The 25696-nt window shown below is 67.0% G+C and carries 19 protein-coding genes; 8 read left to right on the forward strand and 11 right to left on the reverse strand.

The genetic code is table 11. The features are described 5' to 3' along the window. Positions 1 to 11: 11 nt before the first annotated feature. Positions 12 to 503, reverse strand: coding sequence for an NUDIX domain-containing protein (locus ABD978_RS43410; RefSeq protein WP_345367580.1), 492 nt, complete (start codon positions 501 to 503; stop codon positions 12 to 14). Further along, the gene (locus ABD978_RS43415) at positions 469 to 1461 is read right to left on the reverse strand and encodes a hypothetical protein (RefSeq protein ID WP_345367582.1); all 993 of its coding nucleotides are present in this window, start codon (positions 1459 to 1461) and stop codon (positions 469 to 471) included. The genes ABD978_RS43410 and ABD978_RS43415 overlap by 35 nt, the downstream gene beginning before the upstream one ends. Positions 1462 to 1802: 341 nt before the next feature. On the opposite strand from ABD978_RS43415, the gene ABD978_RS43420 reads away from it, so the two are divergent. From ABD978_RS43420 to ABD978_RS43435, 4 genes are all read left to right on the forward strand, one after another. Then, positions 1803 to 3503: an N-6 DNA methylase gene (locus ABD978_RS43420; protein WP_345367584.1), complete on the forward strand. Its 1701-nt coding sequence runs from the start codon at positions 1803 to 1805 to the stop codon at positions 3501 to 3503. Continuing rightward, positions 3500 to 4165, forward strand: a complete 666-nt coding sequence (locus ABD978_RS43425; protein WP_345367587.1) for a restriction endonuclease subunit S — start codon at positions 3500 to 3502, stop codon at positions 4163 to 4165. Before ABD978_RS43420 ends, ABD978_RS43425 begins: the two co-directional genes overlap by 4 nt. Then, positions 4162 to 4410: a hypothetical protein gene (locus tag ABD978_RS43430; RefSeq protein WP_345367589.1), complete on the forward strand. Its 249-nt coding sequence runs from the start codon at positions 4162 to 4164 to the stop codon at positions 4408 to 4410. Before ABD978_RS43425 ends, ABD978_RS43430 begins: the two co-directional genes overlap by 4 nt. A gap of 405 nt (positions 4411 to 4815) precedes the next feature. Continuing rightward, positions 4816 to 7230 carry a DUF4365 domain-containing protein gene (locus ABD978_RS43435; RefSeq protein ID WP_345367591.1) on the forward strand — a complete coding sequence of 805 codons (2415 nt, stop codon included), beginning with the start codon at positions 4816 to 4818 and terminating at the stop codon, positions 7228 to 7230. A gap of 130 nt (positions 7231 to 7360) precedes the next feature. Here the strand turns inward: ABD978_RS43435 and ABD978_RS43440 are convergent, their stop codons facing one another. Continuing rightward, complete coding sequence (locus tag ABD978_RS43440; RefSeq protein ID WP_345367593.1) at positions 7361 to 8473, reverse strand: hypothetical protein; 1113 nt, start codon at positions 8471 to 8473, stop codon at positions 7361 to 7363. After that, positions 8470 to 8985, reverse strand: a complete 516-nt coding sequence (locus ABD978_RS43445; RefSeq protein ID WP_345367595.1) for a DUF4365 domain-containing protein — start codon at positions 8983 to 8985, stop codon at positions 8470 to 8472. Before ABD978_RS43445 ends, ABD978_RS43440 begins: the two co-directional genes overlap by 4 nt. 259 nt (positions 8986 to 9244) lie before the next feature. Here ABD978_RS43445 and ABD978_RS43450 point away from each other — a divergent pair, with 259 nt between their 5' ends. Continuing rightward, positions 9245 to 11389, forward strand: a complete 2145-nt coding sequence (locus tag ABD978_RS43450) for a UvrD-helicase domain-containing protein (RefSeq protein WP_345367597.1) — start codon at positions 9245 to 9247, stop codon at positions 11387 to 11389. 67 nt (positions 11390 to 11456) lie between these two features. Then, entirely contained in the window at positions 11457 to 13310 is a 1854-nt protein-coding gene (locus ABD978_RS43455; protein ID WP_345367599.1) for a GmrSD restriction endonuclease domain-containing protein, read from the forward strand. Positions 13311 to 13380: 70 nt separating this feature from the next. On the opposite strand, the gene ABD978_RS43460 is transcribed toward ABD978_RS43455, so the two are convergent. From ABD978_RS43460 to ABD978_RS43490, 7 genes are all read right to left on the reverse strand, one after another. After that, entirely contained in the window at positions 13381 to 13512 is a 132-nt protein-coding gene (locus ABD978_RS43460) for a hypothetical protein (RefSeq protein ID WP_345367601.1), read from the reverse strand. Positions 13513 to 14004: 492 nt separating this feature from the next. Beyond that, a complete protein-coding gene (locus tag ABD978_RS43465; RefSeq protein ID WP_345367603.1) occupies positions 14005 to 15273 on the reverse strand; it encodes a helix-turn-helix domain-containing protein in 1269 nt (422 codons plus the stop codon). Positions 15274 to 15442: 169 nt separating this feature from the next. Further along, positions 15443 to 15565 (reverse strand): hypothetical protein, encoded by a 123-nt coding sequence (locus ABD978_RS43470; RefSeq protein ID WP_345367605.1) that lies wholly within the window; start codon positions 15563 to 15565, stop codon positions 15443 to 15445. 173 nt (positions 15566 to 15738) lie between these two features. Continuing rightward, positions 15739 to 16926 carry a hypothetical protein gene (locus ABD978_RS43475; protein ID WP_345367607.1) on the reverse strand — a complete coding sequence of 396 codons (1188 nt, stop codon included), beginning with the start codon at positions 16924 to 16926 and terminating at the stop codon, positions 15739 to 15741. Then, positions 16923 to 19817, reverse strand: coding sequence for a DEAD/DEAH box helicase (locus ABD978_RS43480; protein ID WP_345367609.1), 2895 nt, complete (start codon positions 19815 to 19817; stop codon positions 16923 to 16925). Before ABD978_RS43480 ends, ABD978_RS43475 begins: the two co-directional genes overlap by 4 nt. A gap of 7 nt (positions 19818 to 19824) precedes the next feature. Next, positions 19825 to 21267 carry a protein kinase family protein gene (locus ABD978_RS43485; RefSeq protein ID WP_345367611.1) on the reverse strand — a complete coding sequence of 481 codons (1443 nt, stop codon included), beginning with the start codon at positions 21265 to 21267 and terminating at the stop codon, positions 19825 to 19827. A gap of 488 nt (positions 21268 to 21755) precedes the next feature. After that, positions 21756 to 23024: a phosphorothioated DNA-binding restriction endonuclease family protein gene (locus ABD978_RS43490; protein ID WP_345367613.1), complete on the reverse strand. Its 1269-nt coding sequence runs from the start codon at positions 23022 to 23024 to the stop codon at positions 21756 to 21758. A gap of 532 nt (positions 23025 to 23556) precedes the next feature. Between ABD978_RS43490 and ABD978_RS43500 the strand changes: the two genes are divergently transcribed. Both ABD978_RS43500 and ABD978_RS43505 read left to right on the forward strand, forming a co-directional pair. Continuing rightward, positions 23557 to 24648 carry an endonuclease/exonuclease/phosphatase family protein gene (locus tag ABD978_RS43500; protein WP_345367615.1) on the forward strand — a complete coding sequence of 364 codons (1092 nt, stop codon included), beginning with the start codon at positions 23557 to 23559 and terminating at the stop codon, positions 24646 to 24648. A 155-nt stretch (positions 24649 to 24803) separates the two neighbouring features. Further along, the gene (locus tag ABD978_RS43505) at positions 24804 to 25565 is read left to right on the forward strand and encodes an SDR family NAD(P)-dependent oxidoreductase (protein WP_345367617.1); all 762 of its coding nucleotides are present in this window, start codon (positions 24804 to 24806) and stop codon (positions 25563 to 25565) included. Positions 25566 to 25696 lie beyond the last annotated feature (131 nt).

Genomic DNA, 25696 nt, shown 5'->3' on the forward strand with positions numbered 1-25696 from the left:
GGCTGTCGGCCTTACTTGGCGTCGAAGTACCGGGAGAGGTAGAACCGGTACATCGCGCCCGTTGAAGGCGGCACTTCGCTGTGCTTCTTGATGACCCGATGACCGGAGAAATGGGCGGTGTTGGTCTGGAGCTCGCTGGTGAGAGCCTTCACGACGTAGCCGGACGACAGGTCCTGGCGCTCATTCTCGGTCTTGAACCGGCCGACGTACTGACCGAGGAAGCGTTTGCCATCGACGTCGACCTCGACGCCCAGCTCATCCTCGGCGATGCGGGCGATGACATCGTCGATGCCCTCGCCCTTGAACATGCGCAGGCCCGGCAGGGCCCAGCAGTTCTCGTACGGGGCGATGATGCGGCGGACCAGGACCACGCCGGCTTCGTCGGGCAGCTCGACGACGAGGTCGAAGGTCGGGATGACGCTCCACTCCAGGAGTTGTTCGAAGACCTCGCGCGGCGCGAACTTGATCTCAGGGCGGGTCCGGGTGCGCCGTTGAGCTGCCATGGATGCTCCTCTGAGCGATGCCGGTCGCAGTGCGCCAGATCGAGTCGCGGTCGGGAAGGACGATCGGGTCGTCGACGAGTTCGATCTTACGGGCGTAGCTACCGACCGTACGGTCATGTTTGATATCGCTCACCCGCAACAGCATCTGGAAAGCGGCTGGGCGCTGCCGCAGTCGATCGGCGATGCCGCTCAGGACCTCGCGGTCCTTGAAGAGAAGCTCCAGGGCGCGAGTTCCTGTTCCGTGACTGCCGCCGAAGCTGACGATGAAGTGGCCTTCGTCGATGGCGCTGTGGGACAGATAGTTCCGGACCTTGGTGACGAGCAGGTAGTCCTCTAAAAGGAGACCGTCCTCGTCGACCCTCGGCACGTAGAGCCGGTCCGGTCCGGCGATGCGCCAGTTCGGGCGCTCCACCAGGCCCCGGCCGGCGACCAGCCTCCGCGCCACAGCCGAGTCGGCGATTCCATTCTTGGAGATGACCCAGCGGAACGGCAGGTCGAGTGGTATCTGATCGGCTGCCAGGGAGTCCGGGTCGCCGTCTGGCGCGTACCCGAACAGCAGTCGAGAGAGCCCTTCGGAGGTAGGGCTGCCGATGAGCGCCAGGTCGTGGGCTGCGTGGGTGAGGATCTCGTCCTCGACGCGAAGACGTCCGGTCTGCTGGGCGGATACATAGGCATTGCCGCTCGCGGCGGCGAGCCCGTGGAGATTGTCGGGATGGAGGCTCTGCGTGCCGCCGTAGAGGACGTGCTTCGAGTCGTGCCGGTAGGCGATGAGCCTGCTCTGGTGGAGACCGAGTAGCTCACGGGCGATATTGGCCTGGTCCCGGAATCGTGCTCTCGTCCGCATCCAGCGGGCCGCACGCGTTGACACCGTGACCATTCCCGACGCGCCCGCCGCCTGAGTGGCGACGGTCAGCACCGCGCTGATGTCCATGGAGGAGCCCCGTCTGCGATCCGGCATCGAATCACACTGCCAGCAGTATGTCGGTATCCGGCTGCCCGCAGAACGTTCCTTAGCGGAACGTTCTGCTATCGCCCGTGAAGCAGCGGCGCGGCCGTTCGCTCGGTCAACGGCCGACGGCCGATCGTTCCGCGCAGCGACATTCCGTGCGGGGCGCTTGGCGGTCGGGTGCAGTGCTGCAATAGCGCCTGCGACTCACGGAATCCGCCGCGAGAGCGAGTTCACACTTCCAGCGCACGGTGGTGCGCACTGGCAGCTTGTCCCGGCTACGCGCTAGCTTCGTTCTCGCTGGACGAGATGGCAGGAGAGCGGGTGCGATGGTAGACGCGAGTGGCAGGCGCTTGTCAAAGGCCGAGATCGCCAAGGCGGCAGGGGTCCGCAGGCCAGCTGTGAACAACTGGGAGAAGCGGCATGCCGACTTCCCCCGGCCGGTCGATGAGGGAGACCGCTACGAGGTCGAGGCGATGGCGCGGTGGCTCATGCGCCGGCCGATTCCGGCGAACGTGTTGCGGCCGGGTGAGCCCGCCGGCAGTACGTATGGCGAGCGATTCGCCCGGAGCATCGGCCTCATACCACAGACGGAGAACCCGGAACCCGCGCAGACGTCCGCGCGGGCGGCGGTGCGCTCGGCGGCCGACTCGGCATGGGAGCCGCCCAGGGATCTCCTGCCGAACCTGGAGAAGTGGCGCGGTGAGGGAGGAGACCCAGAGTCGTATGAGGAGCTGCTGCTCGTGCTGCTCCACCTGCGCTGCCACGATCCGCGGCTCTGGGGGTCGCTGGTGCGGGCGGCCCGCCCGGCGGCGCCGCTTCCCTTCGGGACGGTCCTGGCGCGAGCCCTCGTTGAGCACCAGCAGCGCTACCCCGTCGTCCGTGACGCCGTAGGGAACGTCGGGCTGAAGATCTGGACGGACCGGCAACTCGCCGAGGTCGTGCGGATCCTCGAAGACGTGTGCGCCGGCGAGCGCCGGGACGTGCCGTCGACCATGACGCGGGCGGCCGTCGTGTGCCGTGCGCTCCTCGACGGGTTCGCCACGGACGATCGCGTACGCGGCGGTGAATTCCACACTCCGGACTCCATCGTCCGGCTGGCGGTCCGCCTGCTCGCTCCCAGACCCGGAGACCGCGTCTACGACCCGGCCTGCGGAGACGGCGCGTTCCTGGCCGGCGCCGCCGCCCGCATCGAGGAACGGGGTGGCACGTCGCGGTCGCGCTCGTTCGGCGGGCAGACGATGAGCGTACGGTCGCTGCGGATGGCCGCGCTCAACCTGGCGATTCACAACCTGACGACGGTCACGGAGCTCCGGCGGGGCAGCGCGCTGCGCGAGGACCCCTCCCGCACCGGGAAGTCCGACGTCATCTTCGCGAATCCGCCGTTCAACATGCGGGACTGGAGCCGGCGCGATCCGACGGACGATCCGCGGTGGCGGCGTTTCGGACCTCCGCCCCGGCACAACGCCAACTACGGCTGGCTGCAGTACGCCGTCGCGAAGCTGTCCCCACGCGGACGGGCGGCCGTGCTGATGCCGAACACCGCGGCGGTCTCCGCCAACACCCACGAGCACGGCATCCGCCGGAAGATGGTCGAGCAAGGCGTCGTGGACTGCCTCATCATGCTTCCCGAGCAGCTCTTCCGGTCGACACCCGTGCCCGTGACGCTCTGGCTCCTGCGGAGCCGCCCCTCGGACGACTCCCACCACGTCCTGTTCATCGACGCAAGGGCGCTGGGCATCAAGGTGGATCGCAAACACCGGGTCCTGCGGCCGGAGGACATCGACAAGATCACCGAAACGTACGAGGAATGGCGGCGGGTCGGCCCCGCGTACACCGGCGATGCGGGATTCGCCGCCGTCGCCTCGGCAGCGACCATCGTGGACCGAGCGTGCAGCCTCGCGGCGAGCAGGTACGTCACCGCCGAGCCGAGCTCCGACCCGTACGCCGAGGAGAAGGTGCGCCGGCTCCCCGAGGAGCTGCAGAAGTTGCACCGCCGGGCGGCCGAGGTGGACGCCCTCGTCGACGACCGGGTGAGTGAGGTGCTCCGATGAGGACCCTGATCGGGGATGTGCCCGACGGCTGGCAGACGAAGCCGCTGGAGACGTTCTGCGAGGTGACGGCCGGGCCGTCCGGCGGAGCGGCCCGCACTCGGCGCAGGACGGGCACCGGCGGGGCGCGCGTACCGCTGATCGTCCCTAAGAACATTGTCGAAGGCCGGATCGTCGCGGAGAAACCCGCGTACGTCTCCGAGGAGAAGGCCGAACGGCTGAGGAATTACCGGCTCGAGCCCGGAGACGTCGTCGGCGTCCGGACGGCCAGCATCGGCCGGTATGCGCTCGTCGGCGCGGAGCACGCGGGCTCGCTGTTCAACACGGCATGCCTGCGGATCCGCCCGGACAAGGAGCACGTTTATCCCGGTTATCTCCTGCACTACCTGCGGAACCCGCTCGTACGGGAATGGGTCGAGCAGAACTCGCTGAAGTCGACGATCCGCAGCATCAACACCGAGACGATCCGGCAGCTCCCGCTTGTCCTTCCTCCCATGCCCGTACAGGAGTCGATCGGTGGCGTCCTGAGCGCGCTCGACGAGAAGATGGCCGTCCACGCGGAGATCAGCCGCTGTGCCGGGGAGTTGCGCGACCAGCTCTCGCCGCTGCTCCTGACCGGTGCACTGCCGGCGTCGTACGGAGCACGGCCGGGGGACGACCGATGACGGCGACGTCGGTGCTCACGAGCCTGACCACCCTGGTGGCGACCCAGGGCCTGCCCGCGGTGATCAAAGCCGGCGCGATCGGCGTCGTCGCGCTCACGGCCGCTCGCTCGAAGAAGGGGTGGCGCCGCCGGGACGCCCGGGAGACCCTCAGGATCCTGGTCCGGCCGGAGCCGGAGGAGAAGCCGTCGTCGCGCGGGCGCAAGCGGGTGAAGGGAGTGCGGCAGCGAACACCCGGTGGAAGGTGACGGCCGATCCGCCCCGGGGTGGGCAGAGGAGATCCTGAGTGGTGGGTGCCTCGACGGTGCCCATACCGCCCGGTGTCGAAGCTCGACCGGCGGGCCTACTCCGGGGCGTCGGCCGGCCACCGGTTCTGGGACTTCAGGATCTCCTTGTAGATCTGGTACTTCGGATCCTTCGGACCGTAACTCCAGTGCGCGGACCGGTAACGCCCGGGATGGTCACGTGAATGTTCCGCGTCGTGGTGTCGTAGAACACTCCGTGCTCCACGTACACGGTGCGCTGCTTCCCGCCGGTGCTCAGGCGAATTCGAGGGAGCTTCGTTCGGGCAGAGGTTTGATGCCGGTTCGCCGGGGTTCTGTCGGTGGAAGGACCTAGAGTTCTGTCGCGAGCCAGATCGCCAAGGAGGTTGCGTGCCCAAAATTCCGAACAGTCGCAAGGCCAGCCGTGCTGCGGTCAACGCTCTTCGAACACTACTGGAGCAACATGACCACATTGTCGATGAAGTCCCTGGTCAGAATGATTTCGGGGAAGACCTATGGGTCAGGTTCACTGTAGACCGCAATCTAACTGGCGACCTTATATATATACAGGTTAAAGGTGGTCATTCATATCGGCGAGCGAAAGGCTACAGTGTATCGGTTGGTCGCCATGGCGACACATGGGCCGATGGAAATGTGCCGGTCATCTGTGTCATCCATGATCCGGACAAGGATGCTCTATATTGGGCAAACGCCACTCAACAGCTGAATGCAGCACGGCGTCAGCGGCGCTCTTTGAGATCTATTAAAGTCAGTGCTAAGGATTGCCTTGACGACGCATCGATGGCTGATTTCGTCGCACGAGTTCGCCATTATATAAGCCGTTATCAAGGCAATCGGGCCGTGCGCACACAACTCAGCGATATGACGGGAGTCGAATTCGGCCCCTCGGATATAGTGCGACACTTCGTCAACGTATATGGCGAAGACCTGGTGTTCTGGCAGCGGCGGGGCGAAGGATATGCAACGCTGCTTCACAGCGATCTCGACTGGGAGCCAGTGTATATCGGTCCCGAGATGCTCCACGCTGATGCGCTGACGGGGCTCGGTCTAGGTCCGACGCCTGCAATCGGAGGCATAATCCTCAACATGGCTGAGGCCATGTGGCTGGCCGCATGCTTTGAGGCGACCGATTGGGCGCGTGAATCAACGCCAGGCCAGGAGCGAATCAAGCCTAGAGTCGAGGTTTGTGACAACTATGTATCTCACCGTATCAAGCATCGACTCCTGAGTGCTCCAGATGCAATCACGAGGTCGATAGAAATCTTCAAGTCAAAAGGTGGCGCCGATCCAGGAGTTTTGGATGAGATACAAAGATTAGGGTCCAATGCCCGCGTCGTGGAAGAAGCGCGCACAGCGTCTTGGGAGAAGTGGGAGGACTTGTCGCCTGAAGCTCGCAAGCTTGCCGCCATCTACTTGGTTGAAGATGTCGGAATAGGGGCTCCATCTCTTCCTATTGACCGGCAGTTCGAAATTAGTTGGCGTTGGAATCGACCTTGGAAGGAGTCTGACTTTTCGGCCAGATCGGGTCAACCGAGTACCCGGCTGACCCCCGACAGAGAGATCGTTCGTGCTCACGACCTCGTAGTAGGGGACAGAATCTATTGGCGTAATGATGACAGCAGCGAGGAACGCAGGTTGGTCTCCGACATCTGGCGGTCTGAGAAGACGCCTATGGCTATATGTCTGCGCTTTGATGCGCGCGATGTCGGGGACACCTTCTGGCTGGGAGAACAGTTTGCCCGTGCGGATTGCGCCGCCGCAGAGAGCCCCGACGCGCGCAGAGACATCCTCGCCTTCGTTCCCGATCTCACCGAAGCAAAGCCACAAGTTATGGCGATCGTGGACAGAGGTAATGGTCTAAACGTTGAGCCTATAGAGATCGTAGACTGGCCACACGAGGCGCTGGCTATTTGTAACATGCTTAACGCCCCTGATGCAATTTTTGAGATTTCCGGTTTGTGGTACAGCCTGCCTGTCGGCGTCAGAGTCAGCCTAGAACAGGCCAGGGAACGCATGGTCGGTGGCGATAATGAGCGACATGAGCTGGCGCTGCTCTCCGTGGCTCAGCTAGACCTCCCTGAATTGCCGGACCGGGAGGCTGATATCGACTGGGCACAGCTATTTCCTTCGGCGGGCTGTCCCGAAGAAGGATGTCCGTACTGCGACGGCTGCCCGGGTCACGCCGAGAAGGTAGAAGGGGAACGCGGCGTCAATCAGTGTGCGCCAGGCGGCTCATGCAGTTGTCAGACCACGGATCTCAAGCCTGATGACGAGCCCTGTGACTGCATGTTTATGGTGATCGGCCCACGTTGGGCAGCTGCCATTTACCGCGAACTCGCTGACATAGCTGAGATACTCTGCGAGCAAGCCGAGGACCTCATGTGGGGTGTCGAAGGAGGGTACGTCGGGTTCCCGCGGTCTCTATGTGCCCAGCCTCCCCAATTCTACGTGCGGCTGGCGCAGACGTGCGCCTCCCTCTGCGGCGAGCTCGCAGAGGGACGGATCCCGATCCCTCGCACCACTGCCGAGTACCTCATGCTAGACGAGGCTGTGACGTCCTACCTCGCTGGCTGGACCGGCCGGGACGGACTTCAAATCGACGAAATGAAGCAAGAATTGGCACATCTGCCCGAGGCTCACGGAGATTTTGATCTCGATGCTTTGTGGATGTTTCAAAGCGTCGACTCAGATTGGGTTGAGATCGCACAATCTGAAACGGTGTACGAGCCGTACTCGATGGATCGTATCTTCGACGAACTACCCGGGGCGTCGCTTTGGAGTTGAGCGCTGCAGGGGTGTCCCGACGGCCTGGGCTGAGTGTCGACGTGCCGATTCACTCCGACGCGTCGGCTAGCCATCGATTCTAGGATTTCAGGCTCTCCTCGTAGAGCCGGTACTTCGGACCGTCCGGACCTCATGTCGGCAGCACCCGGAACAGGCTGACGGGCCGCAGCTCGGTGCGACGGCCGGTGCGTCTGAGGGCACCGGCGGCGCGGACTTCGAGGCCCTGACCGTGGGCGCGCAGCGCGCGATCGTAGTCGTCGGACGGTAGCTCCACCCAGACCTGACGCTGCAGATCGCTTCGCTTGGTGCTGACCCGGCCTCGTACGACCGCCCATCCGGGCTGGTCGGGGCCCTCTCGGCGGAGACCCTGAATCCGGCCGTGCAACACGGCCTGCTCGGTGGTCTCCTTTCGCCCCAGATCGTCGGCGGCGTGCCTGAGCATCGTGATCTGCTCTGTCTCGAAGCGGATGGGGGCAGTGGGGAGATCCGTCGGCTCGTCCTCGGCCCAGGCGAACCGCATCTCGACGGGCTGATCACGATCGGTGCCGCCGAGCCGGGCCAGCGCGCGGCACAGTGTCTTCGATATTCCTTCTTCGACACGCTCGGCGAACGGCGACAGATCGGCGATCTCGTCGGCCTCCGCCGCGGCCGCCTGCGTGCTGAGCAGCATCTCCCGCAGCTTGACCAGGGCCCGGCGTTCGAAGGGGGTCGCGGGGAAGAGCGTGTCGCTGCGCGGTAGCTCGATGTGGGTGGCGATGACGAAACTGCCCGGCCCGGTGGTAACGAGCGTGCGCGCCGGGAACTCCTCGACGATCTTGGGCTTCCGTGGTGGCAGAACGAGCTCGCCGCGGTGGGTCTCCTCGGCGTACGCGGCGGCGATCAGCAACTCGCGTACGCCCTGGAACGCTTCGGCGGCGTCGGCGGCCGAGATCATGCCCGACGGCGCGTCGGGGAACGTCCGGATGTACTGCCGGTCGACGTACGACGCGGTCACGCTGTGGATGATCTGCGACTCGGGACGCGACTCGGCCTCGGCGAGCGTACGGATCACGTCGTTGACCCGCTGTGGGTAGTCGCGGAACCGGGACGAGACCGGGACGATCACTTCGAGCTCGTCCGCCTCCAGGGCCCAGATCGTCGCGCGGCCGTTCAGGTCCCCGACCAGCCGCCACCCGGACGTACGCAGGTAGCGCTCGATGTCGCCAGGCGTGAGGCGCTCCAGGTCGGCGCGGCTCGCGGTCACGACGGCTCCCCACCCGGGTCGGCAGCGTTCACCAGCGTACGAAGCGAATCTACGGTCAGCAGATTGACCTTGGGAATATCGACCCGCTTCTTCGCGTCCTTTTTCGCGTCGACGACCGGATCGTCCTTCGCCAGCGAATGCCAGTACACGCTCTTGCGCAGCAGCAGGCCGTCCGGGTGCAGGCTGACATAGTGGCGTGGCTCCGGCGGGACGATGACCAGGAAAAGGTAGGTCGGGAAGGTCGTCTCCGGATCGGCGAGGGCGTTGAAGTGCGGGACCTTGAGGTAGTGACGCCAGTGCGTGCCGTCCCCGGCCGCGGCCGAGTCGGACTTGACCTGCACGTTGATGGGTGTCGACCGCGCGCCGCGACGCCCGCCGACGCGGTCGGGCCACAGGCAGAAGTCGATGCCGTCGAGGTCGGGCTCTGGCTTGGCGAGCCTCAGGCCGGCGGCGGCGCTCAGCACCCGGACGAGGGCCTCCGCGTAGCCGCCCTGGTGATTGTTTCGGTCCACCGTCTCCTGGGATGCCTCTCCGCGCGTCGGCTCATCCGGCTCTAGCGTCCTACGGTTAATCCACCTCTTAACGCGGCGTCAAGGCAAAGTCACTTGGTCATTTAGGCCGGTCGGGCCGTTATGGCCTTTTCGTTGGTGGCCAGATATGGACGTCATGGGGCTGAAGGGGCGATTCGTCGGCGCGCTGGGCTGAGGATTCGTCATCGATCAAATACGCTGTGTTTCGCATAACGGTCAATCATGCAGCCCGGGGGGATCAGTGCCGCAGCTCGCGTTCGCCACCAGCTTCCTCGAGGAGTACGAGCGCCTGGAAAAGCCGGTTCGGCAGGGTGTCCGCGACGCGATGGAGAAGTTCCAACAGCTGAGCGTCGCCGAGCTGTACGCCGACAAGGGCCTGCACCTGGAGCCGGTGTCCAAGGCGCGCGACTCGCGCATGCGCAGCATCCGGATCACCGGGTTCTGGCGGGGCGTGGTGCTCGCCCCGGACGACGGGAGCGAGACGTTCCTGCTGCTGCGGGTCATGAAGCACGACGCCGCGTACGAGTGGGCGATGAAGCGGGTCGCCACGGTCAACGCCGCCACCGGCGGACTGGAACTGCGCAACGTCGCGGCCATCGAAGAGCTGACCCCGATACTCCAGCACGCGGCCGAGACGGCACCCTCGTTGTTGTTCGAGGAGCACTCCGACGCGGTGCTACGCCGCCTCGGCATCGACGACGGGGTGCTGCCAGCCGTACGCACGATCACCGGCAAGCCGCAGTTGCAGGCGTTCGCCACGCTGTTCCCCGAGGACCAGTTCGAGGTGCTGTTCTTCCTCGCGGAGGGCAACAGCCCGGACGAGGTCTGGCGTGAGGTCGTGTCCGTACGGCGCCCGGCCACCGAGGCGGCCCCGACCGAACCGGCCGACCTGGCCACCGCGATCGCCAACACCCGCGACCGCATCGCGCTCGTCTCCGGCCCGAAAGAGCTGGAGGACATCCTCACCAAGCCGTTCAGCGCCTGGCGGATCTTCCTGCACCCAGCGCAGCGCCGGGTGGCCTACCGATCGGCGTACAGCGGACCGGCGCAGGTCTCCGGCGGGCCCGGCACCGGCAAGACCGTCGTCGCCCTGCACCGCGTGAAACACCTGCTGGAGAAGAACGACGACACCCGAATTCTCCTGACGACGTTCACCAACGCGCTGGCCGACTCCCTGCGGGAGAACCTCGCCCTGCTCGTCGACGACCCGGCGCTGCTCGAACGCGTCGACATCACCACCGTGAACGCCGTCGCCCACCAGGTCGTCGCCGAGCACGGCACCGTACCGTTCCTGGTGCCCGACGCGGACGCGGACGCCCGCCAGCGCTGGCAGCGGATCGTACGCCGCCTCGACCTGCCGTGGAGCGAGCACTTCCTGGCGCTGGAGTACCGGCACGTCGTCCTCGCCCAGGGGATCGGCTCGATCGAGGAGTACCTCCGCGCGTCACGGGCCGGCCGCGGCGCCTCGCTCCAGGCCGCGCAGCGCGAACAGGTCTGGCGGGCTATCGAGGAGTTCACCCACCGGCTCGGCACTGAGGGGAAACGCACGTATCTGCAGCTGTGCGCGGACGCCGCCGACCTGCTGAAGACCGCCGTCCCGCGCTATGACCACGTCGTCGTCGACGAGGCACAGGACCTCCACCCGGCACAGTGGCGCGTGCTGCGCGGCGTCGTCGCCGAGGGACCGGACGACCTGTTCATCGCCGGTGACCCGCACCAGCGGATCTACGACACCCGCGTGTCCCTGCGCTCCCTCGGAATCAGCGTCGTCGGCCGATCGAGCCGGCTGAAGATCAACTATCGGAGCACCCAGGAGATCCTCGCCTGGTCGTCCGGCATCATGACCGGCGAGCAGGTCAATGACCTGGACGGCGGCTCCGACACCCTCGCCGGATACCGATCCGCGCTGCACGGCGGCCGCCCGACCGTCACTCCCGCTGCGAGCCAGGCGGCCGAGCTCGACGCCCTGGTCACCAAGGTCCGCTCCTGGGTGGACGACGGCGTCGCGCCTTCCGAGATCGCCATCGCGACGCGCTTCCACCAGTTCGGGGCACGTGCCAAGGACCGCCTGGCCGACGCCGGCATTCCCGCGGTCGCCCTTAAGGACGGCCCGGACCCCTCCGACGAGGGCGTGCGTATCGCGACCATGCACGCAATGAAGGGCCTGGAGTTCCGCTGCGTCGCCACCATCGGCGTCAACGAGCGCGCCTTCCCGTTCGAGCCCGCCGTCACCCCGGCCGACGTCGACCGGATGCAGCACGAGGTCGACATGCTCGCCGAACGCTCGCTCCTCTTCGTCGCCTGCACCCGCGCCCGAGATGACCTGTACGTCTCCTGGCACGGTAAGCCGAGCGCCTTCCTCCCGGTCGCGACGCGGTCGGACTGACCCCGCCGATCGTCCCGCACCTCACCGCAGCTCGCACCAACCCACGGTTCTGAAAGGGATAGTGATCTTGGGCTTCCAGACCCCCCTCCACGCGCTGGCCAAGTACCTGGAGTGGACGACGAGCGGCTCCATCCAGCTCCCCGACTTCCAGCGCGGCTACAAATGGGACGACGAGCGCATCCGTCAGCTCCTCGTCACGATCCTTCGCGGGCATCCGCTCGGCGTCGTCATGATGTTGGAGACGGGCAACGACCAGATCCGCTTCGCGCCGCGCGCCATCGAAGGAGTCGTTCTCCCCGACGGCACGGAGCCCAACCTGCTGCTTCTCGACGGTCAGCAGCGGCTCACGTCCCTCACACAGGCGCTGACCGGTGACGGCGTCGTCCACACGAAGGACAGCCGCGGCAAGCTCATGGACCGCCGCTACTACATCCACATGAAGACCGCGCTGCTCGGCGAGGACCGGATGGACGAGGCGGTCATCGCCATTCCTGGCGATGGCGTGCTGCGACGCAACTTCGGCAAGGACATCGTGCGCGACCTGTCCACCCCCGAACGCGAGCGCGCCGAGGGATACTTCCCGGCTCGCCTTCTCTTCGCGGGGGCGGAGACCGTCAACTGGCTGTTCGCCTGCGAGGACAAGGAGCAGGCCAGTACGTTCCACGCCAAGGTCATCGAGCCCTGCCTGAAGTACACCATCCCTGCCATCGAGCTCGACAAGACGACCACCAAGGCGGCCGTCGCCACCGTCTTCGAGAAGGTGAACACGGGAGGCCTGTCGCTCAACGTGTTCGAACTCCTCACCGCGACCTTCGCCGGTGACAAGAAGTACTACGACACCCACAGGACCGACTTCCGGCTCAACGACGACTGGAAGGCCACGCAACAGGCCTTCGCCCCGTACCCCGTCCTGTCCTCGGTGGAGAACACCGACTTCCTCCAGGCCGTGAGCCTCCTCACGACCCTCAAGCGGGCCAAGGAGGACACCTCCGACCGGCCGCCCGCCGTCTCCGCCCGGAAGGAGGACCTGCTCAAGCTCAGCCTCGACGACTACCTGGAGTGGGTCCAGCCCGTCCGCGACGCTTTCATCTGGACCGCGACCTTCCTCGCCGACCATCACATCTTCGAGACCAAGTTCATTCCGTACCCGAAGCAACTCGTCCCACTCGCGGCTATCAAGGTCGGTCTCGGCGATGATGCCGACCTGCACGGCGTACGCGCCAAGCTGGCCCAGTGGTTCTGGTGCGGCATCCTCGGCGAGCTCTACGGCTCGGCGATCGAAACCCGATTCGTGCGGGATATCGAGTCCGTGCCCGACTGGGCTCGTGGCAAGGAGACGCCGGTGCCCCGGACCGTCGCGGACTGCACCTTCGCGGCCTCCCGCCTGCTGTCACTACGGACCAGGAACGCGGCCGCGTACAAGGGCATCTACGCGCTGATCCTGTCCCAGGGTGCCAAGGACTGGATGTACGACAAGGCGCTCGACAAGGTGCAATACGTGGATCTCGAAGTGGACATCCACCACATCTTCCCGTCGAAGTGGTGCATCGACCACGGCATCGATCCGGCGCTACGGGAGAGCATCGTCAATAAGACCCCGCTCTCAGCGAAGACGAACCGCGCCATCGGAGGCGTGGCGCCGTCCACTTACCTGCCGAAGATCGAAAAACAGGCCGACATCGATTCAGGGCAGTTGGACGCCGTTGTCGCCACGCACCTGGCGGATGCCGCAGAGCTCCGAGCCGATGACTTCAACGCCTTCTTCGACCAGCGCCTGGGAAGGATCATCTCCCTCATCGAGCATGCCACGGGAAAGCCGGTTCAGAACGACATGACCGATGCCGAGCGAGAGGAGGGCCCGGAGATGTTCGATCCGGAGGACATCGCCGTGAGGCCCGATCCGGACGAGGCTGAGGTCTGACAGCCGGGGGAGGTGGGGACGCCGGTCATCGCGGATCACGATTCCGCGGCGGGCCGCCGTCCTGCTGGGTTCAGCCGTCATCGCTCCCGGTCAGCCACTGATCGTGACGCTCCTTCACCGTACGCGTCAGCAAGGTGATGAGCTCGTGGCGGGTCCGCCCGTAGGTCTTCACCCGGTAGCAGTTGGGGCATAGCGCGATCATCTGCTCAGGATGGTCACGGCCCCCGTCGGCGAGGCCCACGATTGATCGACCTCCATAAGTGGCCGGTTCTGATCGTCGAGGTCCGGAGCCAGGCGGCCACATCCGGGTTTCTCGCACCGGCCATCGCTGCGGAGCAAGACCGCGCGACGGGCTGTGGCCAGCCGGAGCCCGTCACGACGCGTACGATCGCGTCGTCGGCCGTGCGTCTCGGACTCGCGGCGGGCGACCAACTCGCACAGGCGGGCGTACGCCGCTTCGCGATCTTCCGACGCACCGCCGTCCTCATCCAGCCCCGCCATGCTCGTGTGCTCGGCGACATCCTCGTCGTACAGGCCGACCGCCGGGACTGCTGTCGTGGTGCGCCGGGCATCGTGGGCGGGAATGGGTCTCGCTTAAGTCAACTCGCCTCGAACGGACTCCGCCAGGCTAGACGTGGAGAGCAGAGCGAGGGGCGACCCTCCATACGGTCTACCCGTGTGGTTTCTGACAATGTCAACTGCTGTTAACGATCGTCACCCTGATCGCCACCTCGTCATTGAACCTAATCCCGATAGCCTGGCCGCCGCCCTCGACCTCTTCATTGTTGACGAGCATCGGGGGTGCCAACAAGCCTGTGGTTCTCCTCCATGCTTCCCGACCTTCAACATCGTCACTCAAGGAGCTGCCGACATTGCATTCGTCGCATTTTCCGCATGCCTCGCAATCGGCCGCGAGCTGCTCCTCGCGGCTAAGGAACAGATGTTCAATGAACGCATAAGCGTACGTGCGTGCCTGGAAGGGATTATCGCGCGTCGGGATTTTATCGTCCGGATGCGCCACTTTCAGCACTGCCGTGAACCCTGATGCGTCCCTCAATAGGACCGCATCATGGGCTACATCGAGATCGCATCCATACAGATCACCCTCGAAGATCTCATCTACGACACCTTTGTTGATACTAAGGAAGTCAAAGAGCATGCGGCTGATGAAACCTGGAGAAGCCACGCCCTCAGGGGAAGCCGAACGCCATTCCTCCAGTGTCATCTCCAGCGGCTCCCACCAGCGGTAAGGATGTAGTCTCGACAAGTAGATTCGGCCGTCAGTCACACGCGACGCCATCTCGTCGTCGACGAGATCGGGAAACCCGAGAGGAAAGTGGGAGAGTTCCATCGTGACGCCGCGCCAATCACCATCGTTGTCGCGACGCTCAAGTCCATCGAGGTACTCCCAAGGTGGCATATCGTCCCACGTCCCACGGCCCCATTCGATGGACGAGTGAAGGACGAACTCTTCCGCCATGGTGCGCGGCCACGGCCGCCCACCACGACCGATCCGGATCGCCATCTCCCTATAGGTTTCGGCAAGCCTATTTAGCCATGCGCGGTTCCCGTAGACTCGGAACAGCACCGCTTGAGGGAGCCGCTCCGTCATGCCGGAAGTGTCCGACCAGTCTTGCCCGTCGAGATCTTGCAGCGAATCACTGGTAACGGCGAGTTGTGCTGCCATGGCGGGCGTCAGAGCACTCCCTTCCATCCCGAAGCATGCGTTGAGCCTCCGCACGTGCTCGGCTACCTCAACTTCCTCCCGTGTCTTCCCCTGCATTTTGCGCCTAGCGGTCTTTAGCACCCTTTCGACAGCTGCCCGGGTCTTGGCCGATACCGACGAGGGATCCTCCTCGGCTCTCCGCCAGGTCGCAACCGAGATGCGCGCAGCCCTGGCCGCGTCCACCTGCGTCAACCCAGCCGCCTCTCGGGCCGTCTTCACATCCAGTCCGTCAACCATGAGGACTCCACTCGAGTGTTGTGAGCGCTTGTTGACTGCTCAGAGCTTAGTGAGTGCTCAATCTACCCTCGGTCCATCAAAAGGACAACCGGTTGACGACAGCGCGCAGGCCAACTAGCACGGCTTGGAGCACAGAGTCGGCCACAGCTCGAGCGCGGGGAGAACCAGGTCAGCGCATGTTCGACGCTGGATACCAAGTTGGTGGCAGGAACAGATCAACCTGCTCCGCGACCAGCTGAGCGGCGTCGGACAGAACCTGCAGTGTCGTCAGGCGCTGCTGCCCATCGATCACATGGCGTACGGGATGTGGGCGACCGTGAACTGTTGTTCGAGCACGAAGGCGCCGAGGAAATGGCGAGCAACGGGCCGCTGAAGATGTCCGTCGGAGTGAAGGTGTCCGCCTTTATGATCAGCTGTTTTCTCCTATTGCGTAGATCCCCACGTTTCGGGGCCGTGACGCGAAGGTCATGAGAATTCAGAAAGCTGGGCCGCGAGACCGTGGAGGCTGGCATTGGCGGCCATGGAGCGAAGGGTCGGTAGGTCGATCGGCACTAGCTGAAGCTGGCGCGTGAGGCGCGACAGGAGGGCCTCGACGTCGGGCGCGCTGACGCGCGACCGCTGAGCGAGGAAGGCGTCCATGCGCTTCAGCAGCACATCGGTCCGGAGCTTCTCGTCGGGGCACCAGACGTGAATCAGGTCGCTGCCGAGCACGATGAATGAGCCCACCTTGAACGCCGACAGGCCGTTCTCCCCGCCTGCCCGGCCGAACGCCTTGGCGGGAAGAACCACCTGCCAGGTTCCATCCGCGCGGCGCTTCGGTTCGAACTCGCCCAGGCCCCTCTTCGCTAGCCACTTTCGGGCGTAGGAGAGGTTCAGGCCGCCGTCGCTCGCGTTCTCCTCCAGTTCCAGCAGCGACGCGACCTCGGGTGTGCCCGCGTACAGCGAGGTGATCTCGGCGTCGTCCTCCTCGCCGATCTGCGTGTAGGCGACGTAGCGGTCGCGTTCCGGTCCGAGGGTGCGGACGATGTACGCCGGCAGGAAGACCTGCTCGGCGTGCAACATCCGCAGGTCCTCGACGCGCCCGGGGAGGTTGTAGTGGTCGCGGTTCGGATCGCGGGCGAGGTCGGTGAGGGCCTTCGGCTCGAAGGACCCGAAACTCGACACCAACGTGAACCGGTCATGATGGTCGGCGGGGGACAGGAGGGTGACGCGGCCGGAGCCGTAGTACCGGCGGCTGAGCGGCCGGGAGCCGAAGCCGCCGAAGTACAGGACGCGCCGGTCCCGCTCCACCCTCTCGTACCGCTTGTCGTCGCGGACCGATTGGTACCCAAGCTCGGTCAACGACAGCATGCCGCCGGCCTCCCGCACGTGGCCGATCGCGGTGAGGAAGCGGATCGCACGGTCCACGAGGTTCGGGTCGAGGAAGAAGAAGTCGGCCAGCTCCGCGACGGACCGCAGGCGGCCCTCGGCAATGCCGTGTTCGAGAAAACGGTCGATCAGCGCGTACGGACGGCCCTCGGTGACCGTCGCCTCGACCTCAACGCGGTACACAGGGAGCAGCAGCCGCATGATGCGGGTCGGCGTCCGGCCCAACGCGAACGCGACGTGTTCCAGGGCGCGGGCTTCTCCGTACCGGATCAAGCGATCGTTCATATGTCTTCCAGGAGGGAGCGGATCTCGGCGTACGGGCGGATCTCACCGTGGGTGCGCAGGTGGTCGTGCAGGGAGCGGGCGAGTGCGCGGAAGCCCGGGTCGCGGGCGCCGGTCAGCGTCCGCAGGTCGCCGACCAGGACCAGTTGCTGCTTGGCCCGGGTGAAAGCAACGTTCGCGCGGCGGAGTTCGGACAGGAAGCCGACGTTCCCGCGCTCGTTGCTGCGGGTGAAGCCGTGCAGGATGACGTCGCGTTCGCCGCCCTGGAAGGCGTCGACCGTGCCGACATTGAGAAGGGTGTCCGCCTCGTGCCCGGTGAGCCGGTCGACGCGGGCCCTGACCTCCTTCACCTGCGCCTTGTACGGCAGGATGACCGCCCACTCGACCTTCAGCCGGTGGTAGAACGCGGCCAGCCGGGCGATGAGCTCGGCCTCGGCCGGGTTCGTGTAGCCGGACAGGTTCACGTGGTCGAGGCCGGAGTGCTGTTCCCGCCGTTGCGCTACGGGCAGGGCCGACGTGTCGACGAACGTCATCGGGCTGCCGAACAGCGGGTCCCGGTGCTCGCGCCGCACGTCCGTGCGCAACCGGCCGCCGTAGAACTCCGACGAGATGAAGTCGCCGATCGTGGCGGGCATCCGCCGCTGCCGGGACAGCAGCACCCGGTGGGTGTCGGGGAAGCCGTCCCACAGCAGCTCCAGGATGCTCTTGGCGAGCAGGTCACGGACGCGCGGATCGTCGTCCGCCGCGCCCCACTCCTCGAGCTCGGTATCCAGGAACGGCGGGAGCTGCTTGTGGTCCCCGACCAGCACCGCCCGCCGGGCGCGGACCAGCGGGACGAGCGCGGTGTTCGTGCCGATCTGGCCGGCCTCGTCGACGATGGCGACGTCGAAGTCCACGTCCGCCAGCTCAGGCCGGGACGCCGCGCCGATGCAGGTCGCGGCGACAACGTCGGCGTAGCGGATCAGTTCGGGATACAGATCGTCGGTCTCGGTGGAGACCTTCTCGTGCCACTCGGCGAGGAGCCTGCCGCGCGCCGCCAGGACGGGCAGCCATTCGGCCGCCCACTCCCGCAGTTCACCGGGATCCTCCGGAGGCGACACCGCGCCGGGAACCGCGCGTACGGCCTCGTGGAGGAAGCGAGCGGCGGCGCCTGCCTCCTCCCGGCACCGGCCGTGTCGCTGAATGCTCTCTTCATTCGCCGTCCGTGCCTTCCGTACGGCGGGGTCGTCGCGGGTGACAATCTCGAGTTCCTCCTCCGCGCTGGCAAGCTCGGCGCGGATGCGCGCGGCCGCCTCCTCCACCTCGCGCTGCCGCTGCCGGCCGGCGGCCACCCGCCGCTCGTGCCTTCGTCCGAGGATGTCGAAGAATTGGCCTACCACGGGAAGCGTGACGCGTGCCGCCGCGCGGTCCCGTCGGGCGGACCATCGATCGATGTGCTCTCGGGCGCGGGCGATCTCGCGCTCACAGCCGGTCAGTTCGGCCGTCAGGCCGCCGATGCGGTCCCGCAGCGTGTTACCGGCGGCCCGGCAGGCAGCGTGCAGGTCCGCTTCGGCGCGTTGCACCTCCTCGGCCGCGACTGCCTGCCGTGCGAGGCTCGCGTCGAGCTCCGCCGCCCAGCGTTCGGCGTGCGGGAGTTCCGTGTAGGCGGCGAGGGCAGGCGAGGTGTTCGCGAGCACCTGGTGCACCAGGTCGGACGCCTGACGGTCCAGCAGGTAGGCCTGACCGTCGCTCGTCACACTCCCCTCGGCACCGACACGCACCGCGACGAGGCGCCGCGACAACCGGGGCAGCACGTTGTCCACCGCGCGGTGGCTGTTCGAGGTGACCAGAACCCGTTCACCCCGCTCGGCGCAGGCGTCGGCGATCTGGCTGATCGTGCGGGTCTTGCCGGTTCCAGGCGGGCCGAGGACCAGCAGCACGTCCGGGACGTGCAGCGCCTTGCGGAACGCGGTGGTCTGGTCCTCGTCGAGAGGCTCGGGAGGCCGGTCGTCGGCGGCGGGAATCGGCCGTACGCGGTGGTCGACGAGGGCGGGCAGCAGGCCCGGGTTGCGCACCTGGCCGTCCCGGAGTGCCGCGATGGCTTCGCGCTGCTTGTCGTAGACGGTGCTGTTCGGCGTCTCCTCCAGCTCACCCTGGCCCTGAACTCGATTCCAGCCGACCGCCTGGTGGAACCGGACGGTGGCGCGGGCACCGGTGACACGCGTGACCTGGCCGCGTAGCTCCGGTTCGCCGTGGATTTGCACGAACGTCCGCTCCTCGGGCACCTGCCCACCGACGAGGTCGAAGTCGTAGACGGCGTTCGTGCCGTAGCGTCGGCCGCCGACCGGCATGACCGCCCGGTACGGGTACATCCGCGGTGCCGTCTCGGCCCGTATCCGCTGCTCGGCATCGACCAGCGCACTCAGCGTCGTAAGGTAGGCGGACCGCTCGTCGTCCAGCCGGGACGCCCCCTGCCGGGCGGCCTGCTCGGCCAGCAGGTCCTGCCACGCGCGGGTGATGGTCGGCCAATGCGCGTCCATCCCCTCGGGTACCCGGCGGAGCTCGTACGCGAGACGCCAGCCGTGCGGGCGCAGCATGAGATGGCTGTTCACCAGGTTCCGGTAGTCGGTCTTCCACAACGGGCGGACCGATACGACTCGGTAGGCGTCACCGCGGCCCGAGACGTACAGCCGGGCGACGTACGTCCGGCCGTAAACGAGCATGCTCCAGTCCTTGTCGGCGGCCTTCGGCTCGGCCAGTGTCACCGGGATGCCGCCCGGGCGGGTGTTCAAGTCCTTGATGAGAGCCTCGGCGCCGGCGGGCAACCAAGCCCGGTCGCGGTGCTCGCGGATAGAGGTGTCCAGCTTCGGGCTCGGCACGAGAACCAGCGGGCCGGGCAGAGCGACGTTCAGCATGCGTTCCTCAGAGCTGGTCACGGGCCGCCTGGAGCGCGGCGCCGAACGAGGGGGCGGTGGGGCGTGCGCCGGAATCGGCGCTCAACGCCGCGTCGATGGCCGCGCCGGCGGGCGTGGGAAGGCCGGGAGACTGGCCGCCTACGGGCAGCGGAGTCCGCGGGTGGGGCGGATGCCCGGTCACCAGGTGGTAGGCAAGCGCGGCGAGCTGATACACGTCGGTGTACGGGCCGGGGCGGGCGCTGCTGCGCCGCCGCTGTTCGGGCGCCTGATAGTCGGACGGGCCCTCGCCGGGTGTGGGGGCGTGGCCTGCCAGGCCGAGATCGAGGAACGACAGCCGGCCGTCGTCGTGGACGACGATCCGCTCCGGTACCAGCAGACGATGCGTCGCGTTCAACGCGTGCAGCCGCGCCAGGGTGTCACACAGCCCTGCCAGGCCGCCGAGCAGGGAGAACATCCCCGGTGGGTCAGAAGGGGAGAGCGGCTTGGCAGGGCCGTGTCGCCGCGATGTCGGCCAGGCAACGGCGATGGTGGCCATGTGCTCATCTGCCGCGTACTGGCTGAGGCGCGGTTCGCCGAGCCGGGACAGGAGCCTGCGTTCCCGATCCAGCGCCCAGAGCGCGCGACGCGCCTCCGGTACGTCCAGGTTCGCCCGGACCTGTCGCAACCAGACGTAACGGTCCGGCCCGCCAGACGGAATCGTCCGCAGTGCCCGAGCCTGCCGCCAGACCGTTCCGTCGTGGTGCGGCCGCTCGTCGAGCAGGACACCCTGCAGTAGGTAGACACGGTCGCCGACGGTGAGCTCGTTGCCGCCTTGCCACGCGGCGTCGGCACCCGCGCCAGGCCGGGTGCCCGATGGCACGACCATCGGGGTGACCACCGGGCGAGTCGGAGGACTGGCGTGGCCGCCGGCGTCCCAGGTGAGAAAGCGAAGTCGCTCGAGGATCTCCTGAAGCTCTTGCCGGACCTGCTCGTTGTGACGGCGCTGTGCGGCGTTCCGACGTTGATCAAGCCGCTGCTGTACGGCGTCACGTTCCCGGGCGCGCGCGTCGAGCTCTTCGAAACGAGCCAGCAAATGTTTGCGCAGGTCATCGGTTGCCGCCTCTAGGCCACCGATCTTGTGAATGAGGGAGATGCATAGGCCGTTCAACTCATCCGCGGCGGCATCGCCTCTGTCCAAGGCGGCCTGCAGCTCGTCGGTCAGCAGCTGTTTGGCCTCGCCGAGATCGGACGATCCGCCGCCGCGTACACGCGCCGCGACGTTGGTGATGAGGTTCGTCAGGTAGCCGCTACCGACATTCCCCGCAACACCGGCGATCGCCTCGGCCACAGAGCTGCCGCTCAGTGCCGCCTCCAGGACCGGACTGAGCGCAGATGACGCCAGGACGACGAGGACCCCGGTCGCGGGCAGCCGTCGTAACAGGCCGGGCTCCTCCCGGATGGTGCGGGTCACCTCATCCCGCGCGGCACGCCGCATTCGACCCCCCGTCCCGCATGACCCAACCACCGTTCTTCAGCAGAATAAATGATCGATTGCCGCCTTAATCGCCCTTCAGCCCGGCTCTCGCCAGGCCACCCGACGTTCGGCCCGTGCCGACCGTACGGTCTGCTCCGCGGTGACCCATACCTGCGGGCGGGTCACTGCGGAACGTCGGCCGACGCGGCTATGGATTCAGCATGCCGGGCCAGATGTACTCGTTCGTGCGCGCCGTCAAGGCACGGAATCCTGCCCGCAGGAAGCCGGTGAGGCGAGCCTCCAGCAATCGACAGAGCCGCCGGGGTGTACCTACGGCCACCTGCCGAGCAACCGGTCGAATGCCCTGTCCCGGACAACGTGCCCGAGCATCTGAAGACCGTCGGCCAACTCTGCGCGTTCGGCCGACGCCCTGGCAGCACGACTGGCCCGGCGGGCTGGTGGGCGCAGACCTTCGCCAGCTAGCGTCATCGCTCGCCCTCCACGGCTCTTCTCGAGGGCCAGCCGTCGGCTCTCATCCACTGGTCGTGGAGTTCGCGTGCCCGCTGGGCCAGTACGGGGATGAGCCGGTGGCGGCTCTGCCCGTGTGTCTTGACCCGGTGGCAGTCGGGGCACAGGGCGATCATCTGAATGGGGTGGTCACGGCCGCCGTCGGTCAGTTGCTCGATGTGGTCGACTTCCAGGAGCGGCTTCCCGCGGTCGTTCCGGTCCGGGGCCGGCTTGGCGCATCCGGGGTTCTCGCAGCGGCCGTCGCTGCGGAGTAGGACCGCCTCGCGGGCGGCGCTGATCCGGATGGGGTCGTTGGCGATCCTGGTGCGCCGTTGCCCGTACGTGCGTCTCTCCCGGCGCGCCACCAGTTCGCACATGCGGGCGTAGTCGGAGTTGGAGGCTCCGGGGGTGCTCCCGGGCGCCGTCTCCTGGTCGGAGTCTCCGGGGGGTGGTGCTTCGTCGGCGGCGACGTCTTCGTCGTATAGCTCGACGGCGGTGAGGAGTTCACTCTCGTAGAAGTCGTCCAGGAACCGCGCGGTGATCGCATCGATCATCCGGACGCGCGCCGGGCCCGAGCGGCGGGCAAGCGTGTAGACGGACTCCGGTAGGCCGCCTTCGGGCGCGTGCTCGGCGAACCACGTCCATACCGCGGTGCCGTGGGCCCGTGGGACGTCGGTGTGGCCGGGCAGCTCCCACAGCCCGGCATGGAAAAGCGCGGCGATTGGGTAGTCCGGCCGGCCGTGGCGGCTTTCGCCATCCCGGCGATGAGTCTGCAGCAATGGGGTCAGCGCGGCAACGGTGTCGGTCCATCCCAGGAGGCGGTCGTGGCCGGCGCGGGCACGGCCGATTGCCCACAGGAGGACAACGGCCTGCTTCAGCATCGGCTTGCCGGAGGCCGAGGCAGGACGCAGGTCGTCGATGGTCGAGGCGATCTCGTCCGCGGTCTGAAGGCCCGACGGGTCGGTGTTGGGTGCGCTGGTCACTTCGAAGCCGAGGCGCCGCAGGACGGTCACCGCGTGGCCTCTGCCGCCGGAGAAGTCCTTCGCCGCCAGAGGAGATCGCTTGGGCAGGTAGCCGTGGGCGGCTCCGGCGATGGCCTTGGAGTCGTAGCGCGTTCCGTCGTACAGGAGCCAGTACCGCCGGGAGGAGTCGAACCCGTACTTCTCCAGGAAGGCGTCCCGGCCCAGGCGGTCGAATTCGGCGATCGCGGCGAGGACTGCTTCGCGCGTGATGTCGGTGAGCGCCATGATCGCACCGTACGCCCGCTATGTGACAGATGTAGCGTCAACTGGAACTTCAGGAAGCGGCCCGCGCGTACTCTGCTCGGTGTTCGCCTGGCATGCTCCTGAAGGAGGCTCGGCGGCGGGCCGACGGCCGAACTTTTTCCGGGTCGGGCGGCGAGGAGGATGTGACGTCGGGATCGCCCGCGCGGATCGGTGGTCGGCGTGTGCTGAGAGCCACTGCGTACGACGGAGTCGGCTCGGTATGCCGTCCGGTAGCCGTACACCTGGTGGCCTTGTCGTCGAGCCGATCGGCAGCGGTCATGAGGACGGGCGGGCCGCTGTCGGTGGCGACGAAGCGGTTGGTGATCTCGTCACCGGAAGATCCGGGGTTCGTCCTCGACGATCAGCGCACGCATGCTCTCGATGCCAGAAGTGGGTGCATATCGTCGGGATATCGAAAATCACATACGTGCTGGCAACACCACCCTGCCTTGACTGGCGGTATGGCTCGGACCCGAAGGGTCCAGCAGTGACCGACAGTGAGCAAGGACGGACGATGGCGCAGGTGGGCACGGCGGAGACCGGACAGGGCGGCGCCGGTCGCCGGGATACCGACTCCGGTACCCGGCGCGCGTGCTTCCGCCGGGTGATCCACATCGGCTGCCGGCCGGGGCCCTGGAAGCGCGGCCTGGTCCTCGCGGCGCTGGCGCTGCTGCTCGGCCTGGTCATGCTGCTGCACGCACAGATTCCGAACGGGATCGGCAACCTCGGCAGCCTGGTGGAGACCTTCCTGCCGTGGTTCGGCTTGTTCGTCCCGGTGCTGCTGGCCGGGGCGCTCTGGCGTCGCTCCGCCTCCGCGGTGGCCGCGCTGCTGCTGCCGGTCACGGTGTGGCTGATCCTCTTCGGCGGGCTGCTCAGCGACAAGTCTCACCTGGGCGGCGACCTGACCCTGGTCAGCCACAACGTCAGCGCCGGCAACGCCGACCCGGCCGGGACCGCCCGCGACCTGATCGCATCCGGGGCGGACATGGTGGCGCTCGAGGAGCTGGCGCAGGGTGACGCACGGCGGCTGGTCGACCCCACCGAACTGCGCGCCCGGCAGGCCACGGTCACGTACGAGAAGGTGCTGGGGAAGACGTACCCGTACCACACGATGCAAGGCACGGTCGGGCTCTGGAGCAAGCTGCCACTGTCGGACACCCAGCCGCTCGACATCGGTGGCGACCCGGCGATGCACACGATTCGGGCGCTGCGCACCACGGTGACCACGGACCAGGGGCCGCTGGCGGTGTATGTGGCCCACCTGGGGTCCGTACGGGTGATGCCCAGGGGCGGCTTCTGGACGAGCCAGCGGAACGCCGGCGCACACGCGCTCGCCAAGGCCATCGCCGCCGAGCCGAACAAGCGGATCGTGCTGCTCGGCGACCTGAACGGCGCCATGGACGACCGTGCGTTCGCCGACATCACCGCGCAGCTGCGTTCGGCCCAGGACGTGGCCGGGGGCGGCTTCGGCTTCACCTGGCCAGCGGAGTTCCCGATGGTGCGGGTCGACCAGATCCTGGTCCGGGGCGTGCGGCCGGTACGTTCGTGGGTGCTGCCCGCCACCGGCAGCGACCACCTCCCGGTGGCGGCCGGAATCAGCTGGTGAACCCCGCCTGAAAGGTGAGCGACTATCGGGTCCTGTTGGCCGGTCGCGACGTTCCGGGCCGCGATCCACGGTCTTCGGGGTGATGTCCACCCGCCCAGCGATGCCCAGTGGCGATGCCCGCTACGTTTGTCGGACATTGTGCAAGGAGGGATCGCGTGTCCGGAAAACGTGCGCTTGTCACCGGCGGATCGCGGGGCATCGGCGCGGCCGTGGCCGCGCGGCTGGCGGCGGACGGCTTCACCGTAGCCGTCCACTGCGGATCGGACGTCACCGCGGCGAGTGCCGTCGTCGCCGGGCTTCCGGGTGAGGGGCACGTCGTCGTCTCCGGCGACCTCGCCGATCCCGCCCGGGTCCAGGAGTTCGTCGCCGAGGCGATCGCCGGGCTCGGCGGCGTGGATGTGCTGGTCAACAACGCGGCGGTCCACGGCCATCAGCCGATCGAGGCGACCTCGTACGAGGAGTGGCACGAGGGCTGGCGGCGTGTCATCGACGTCAACGTGCACGGTACGGCCAATGTGACCTGGTGCGTCGTCGAGCACCTGCGCACCCGGCCGGAGGGCGCCGAGGGCGCGCGGATCATCAACGTCGGCTCGCGCGGCGCCTACCGCGGTGAGCCGGTCGCCGTCGCGTACGGGGCGAGCAAGGCGGCGGTGCACGCGATGACCCAGTCGCTGGCGGTCGCCCTGGCGCCGTACGGCATCGGCGTCGCGGCCGTCGCCCCCGGGTTCGTACGGACCGACATGGTCGAGACGATGCTCTCCGGCCCGGCGGGCGAGGCCATCCGGGCGCAGAGCCCGTTCGGTCGCGTCGCCGAGCCTGAGGAGATCGCCGCCGCGGTGGCCTGGCTAGCCTCGCCGGACGCCCTGTGGGCCAGCGGCGCGGTGATCGACCTCAACGGTGCCTCCTACCTCCGTTAGTACTTCGAGGTCGAGACGGCCAGGCCGACATCGTTGTGGCGGCAGAGCGGACCCCGACCCCGTCGGGAGTGGGGCTCGTATGGGCGCTCTTGGGCTATGCGACGATTTCGAGGTCTTGGGATCCGTGTTAC

This window comes from Actinoallomurus liliacearum (genome assembly GCF_039542035.1).
Lineage (GTDB): Bacteria > Actinomycetota > Actinomycetes > Streptosporangiales > Streptosporangiaceae > Actinoallomurus > Actinoallomurus liliacearum.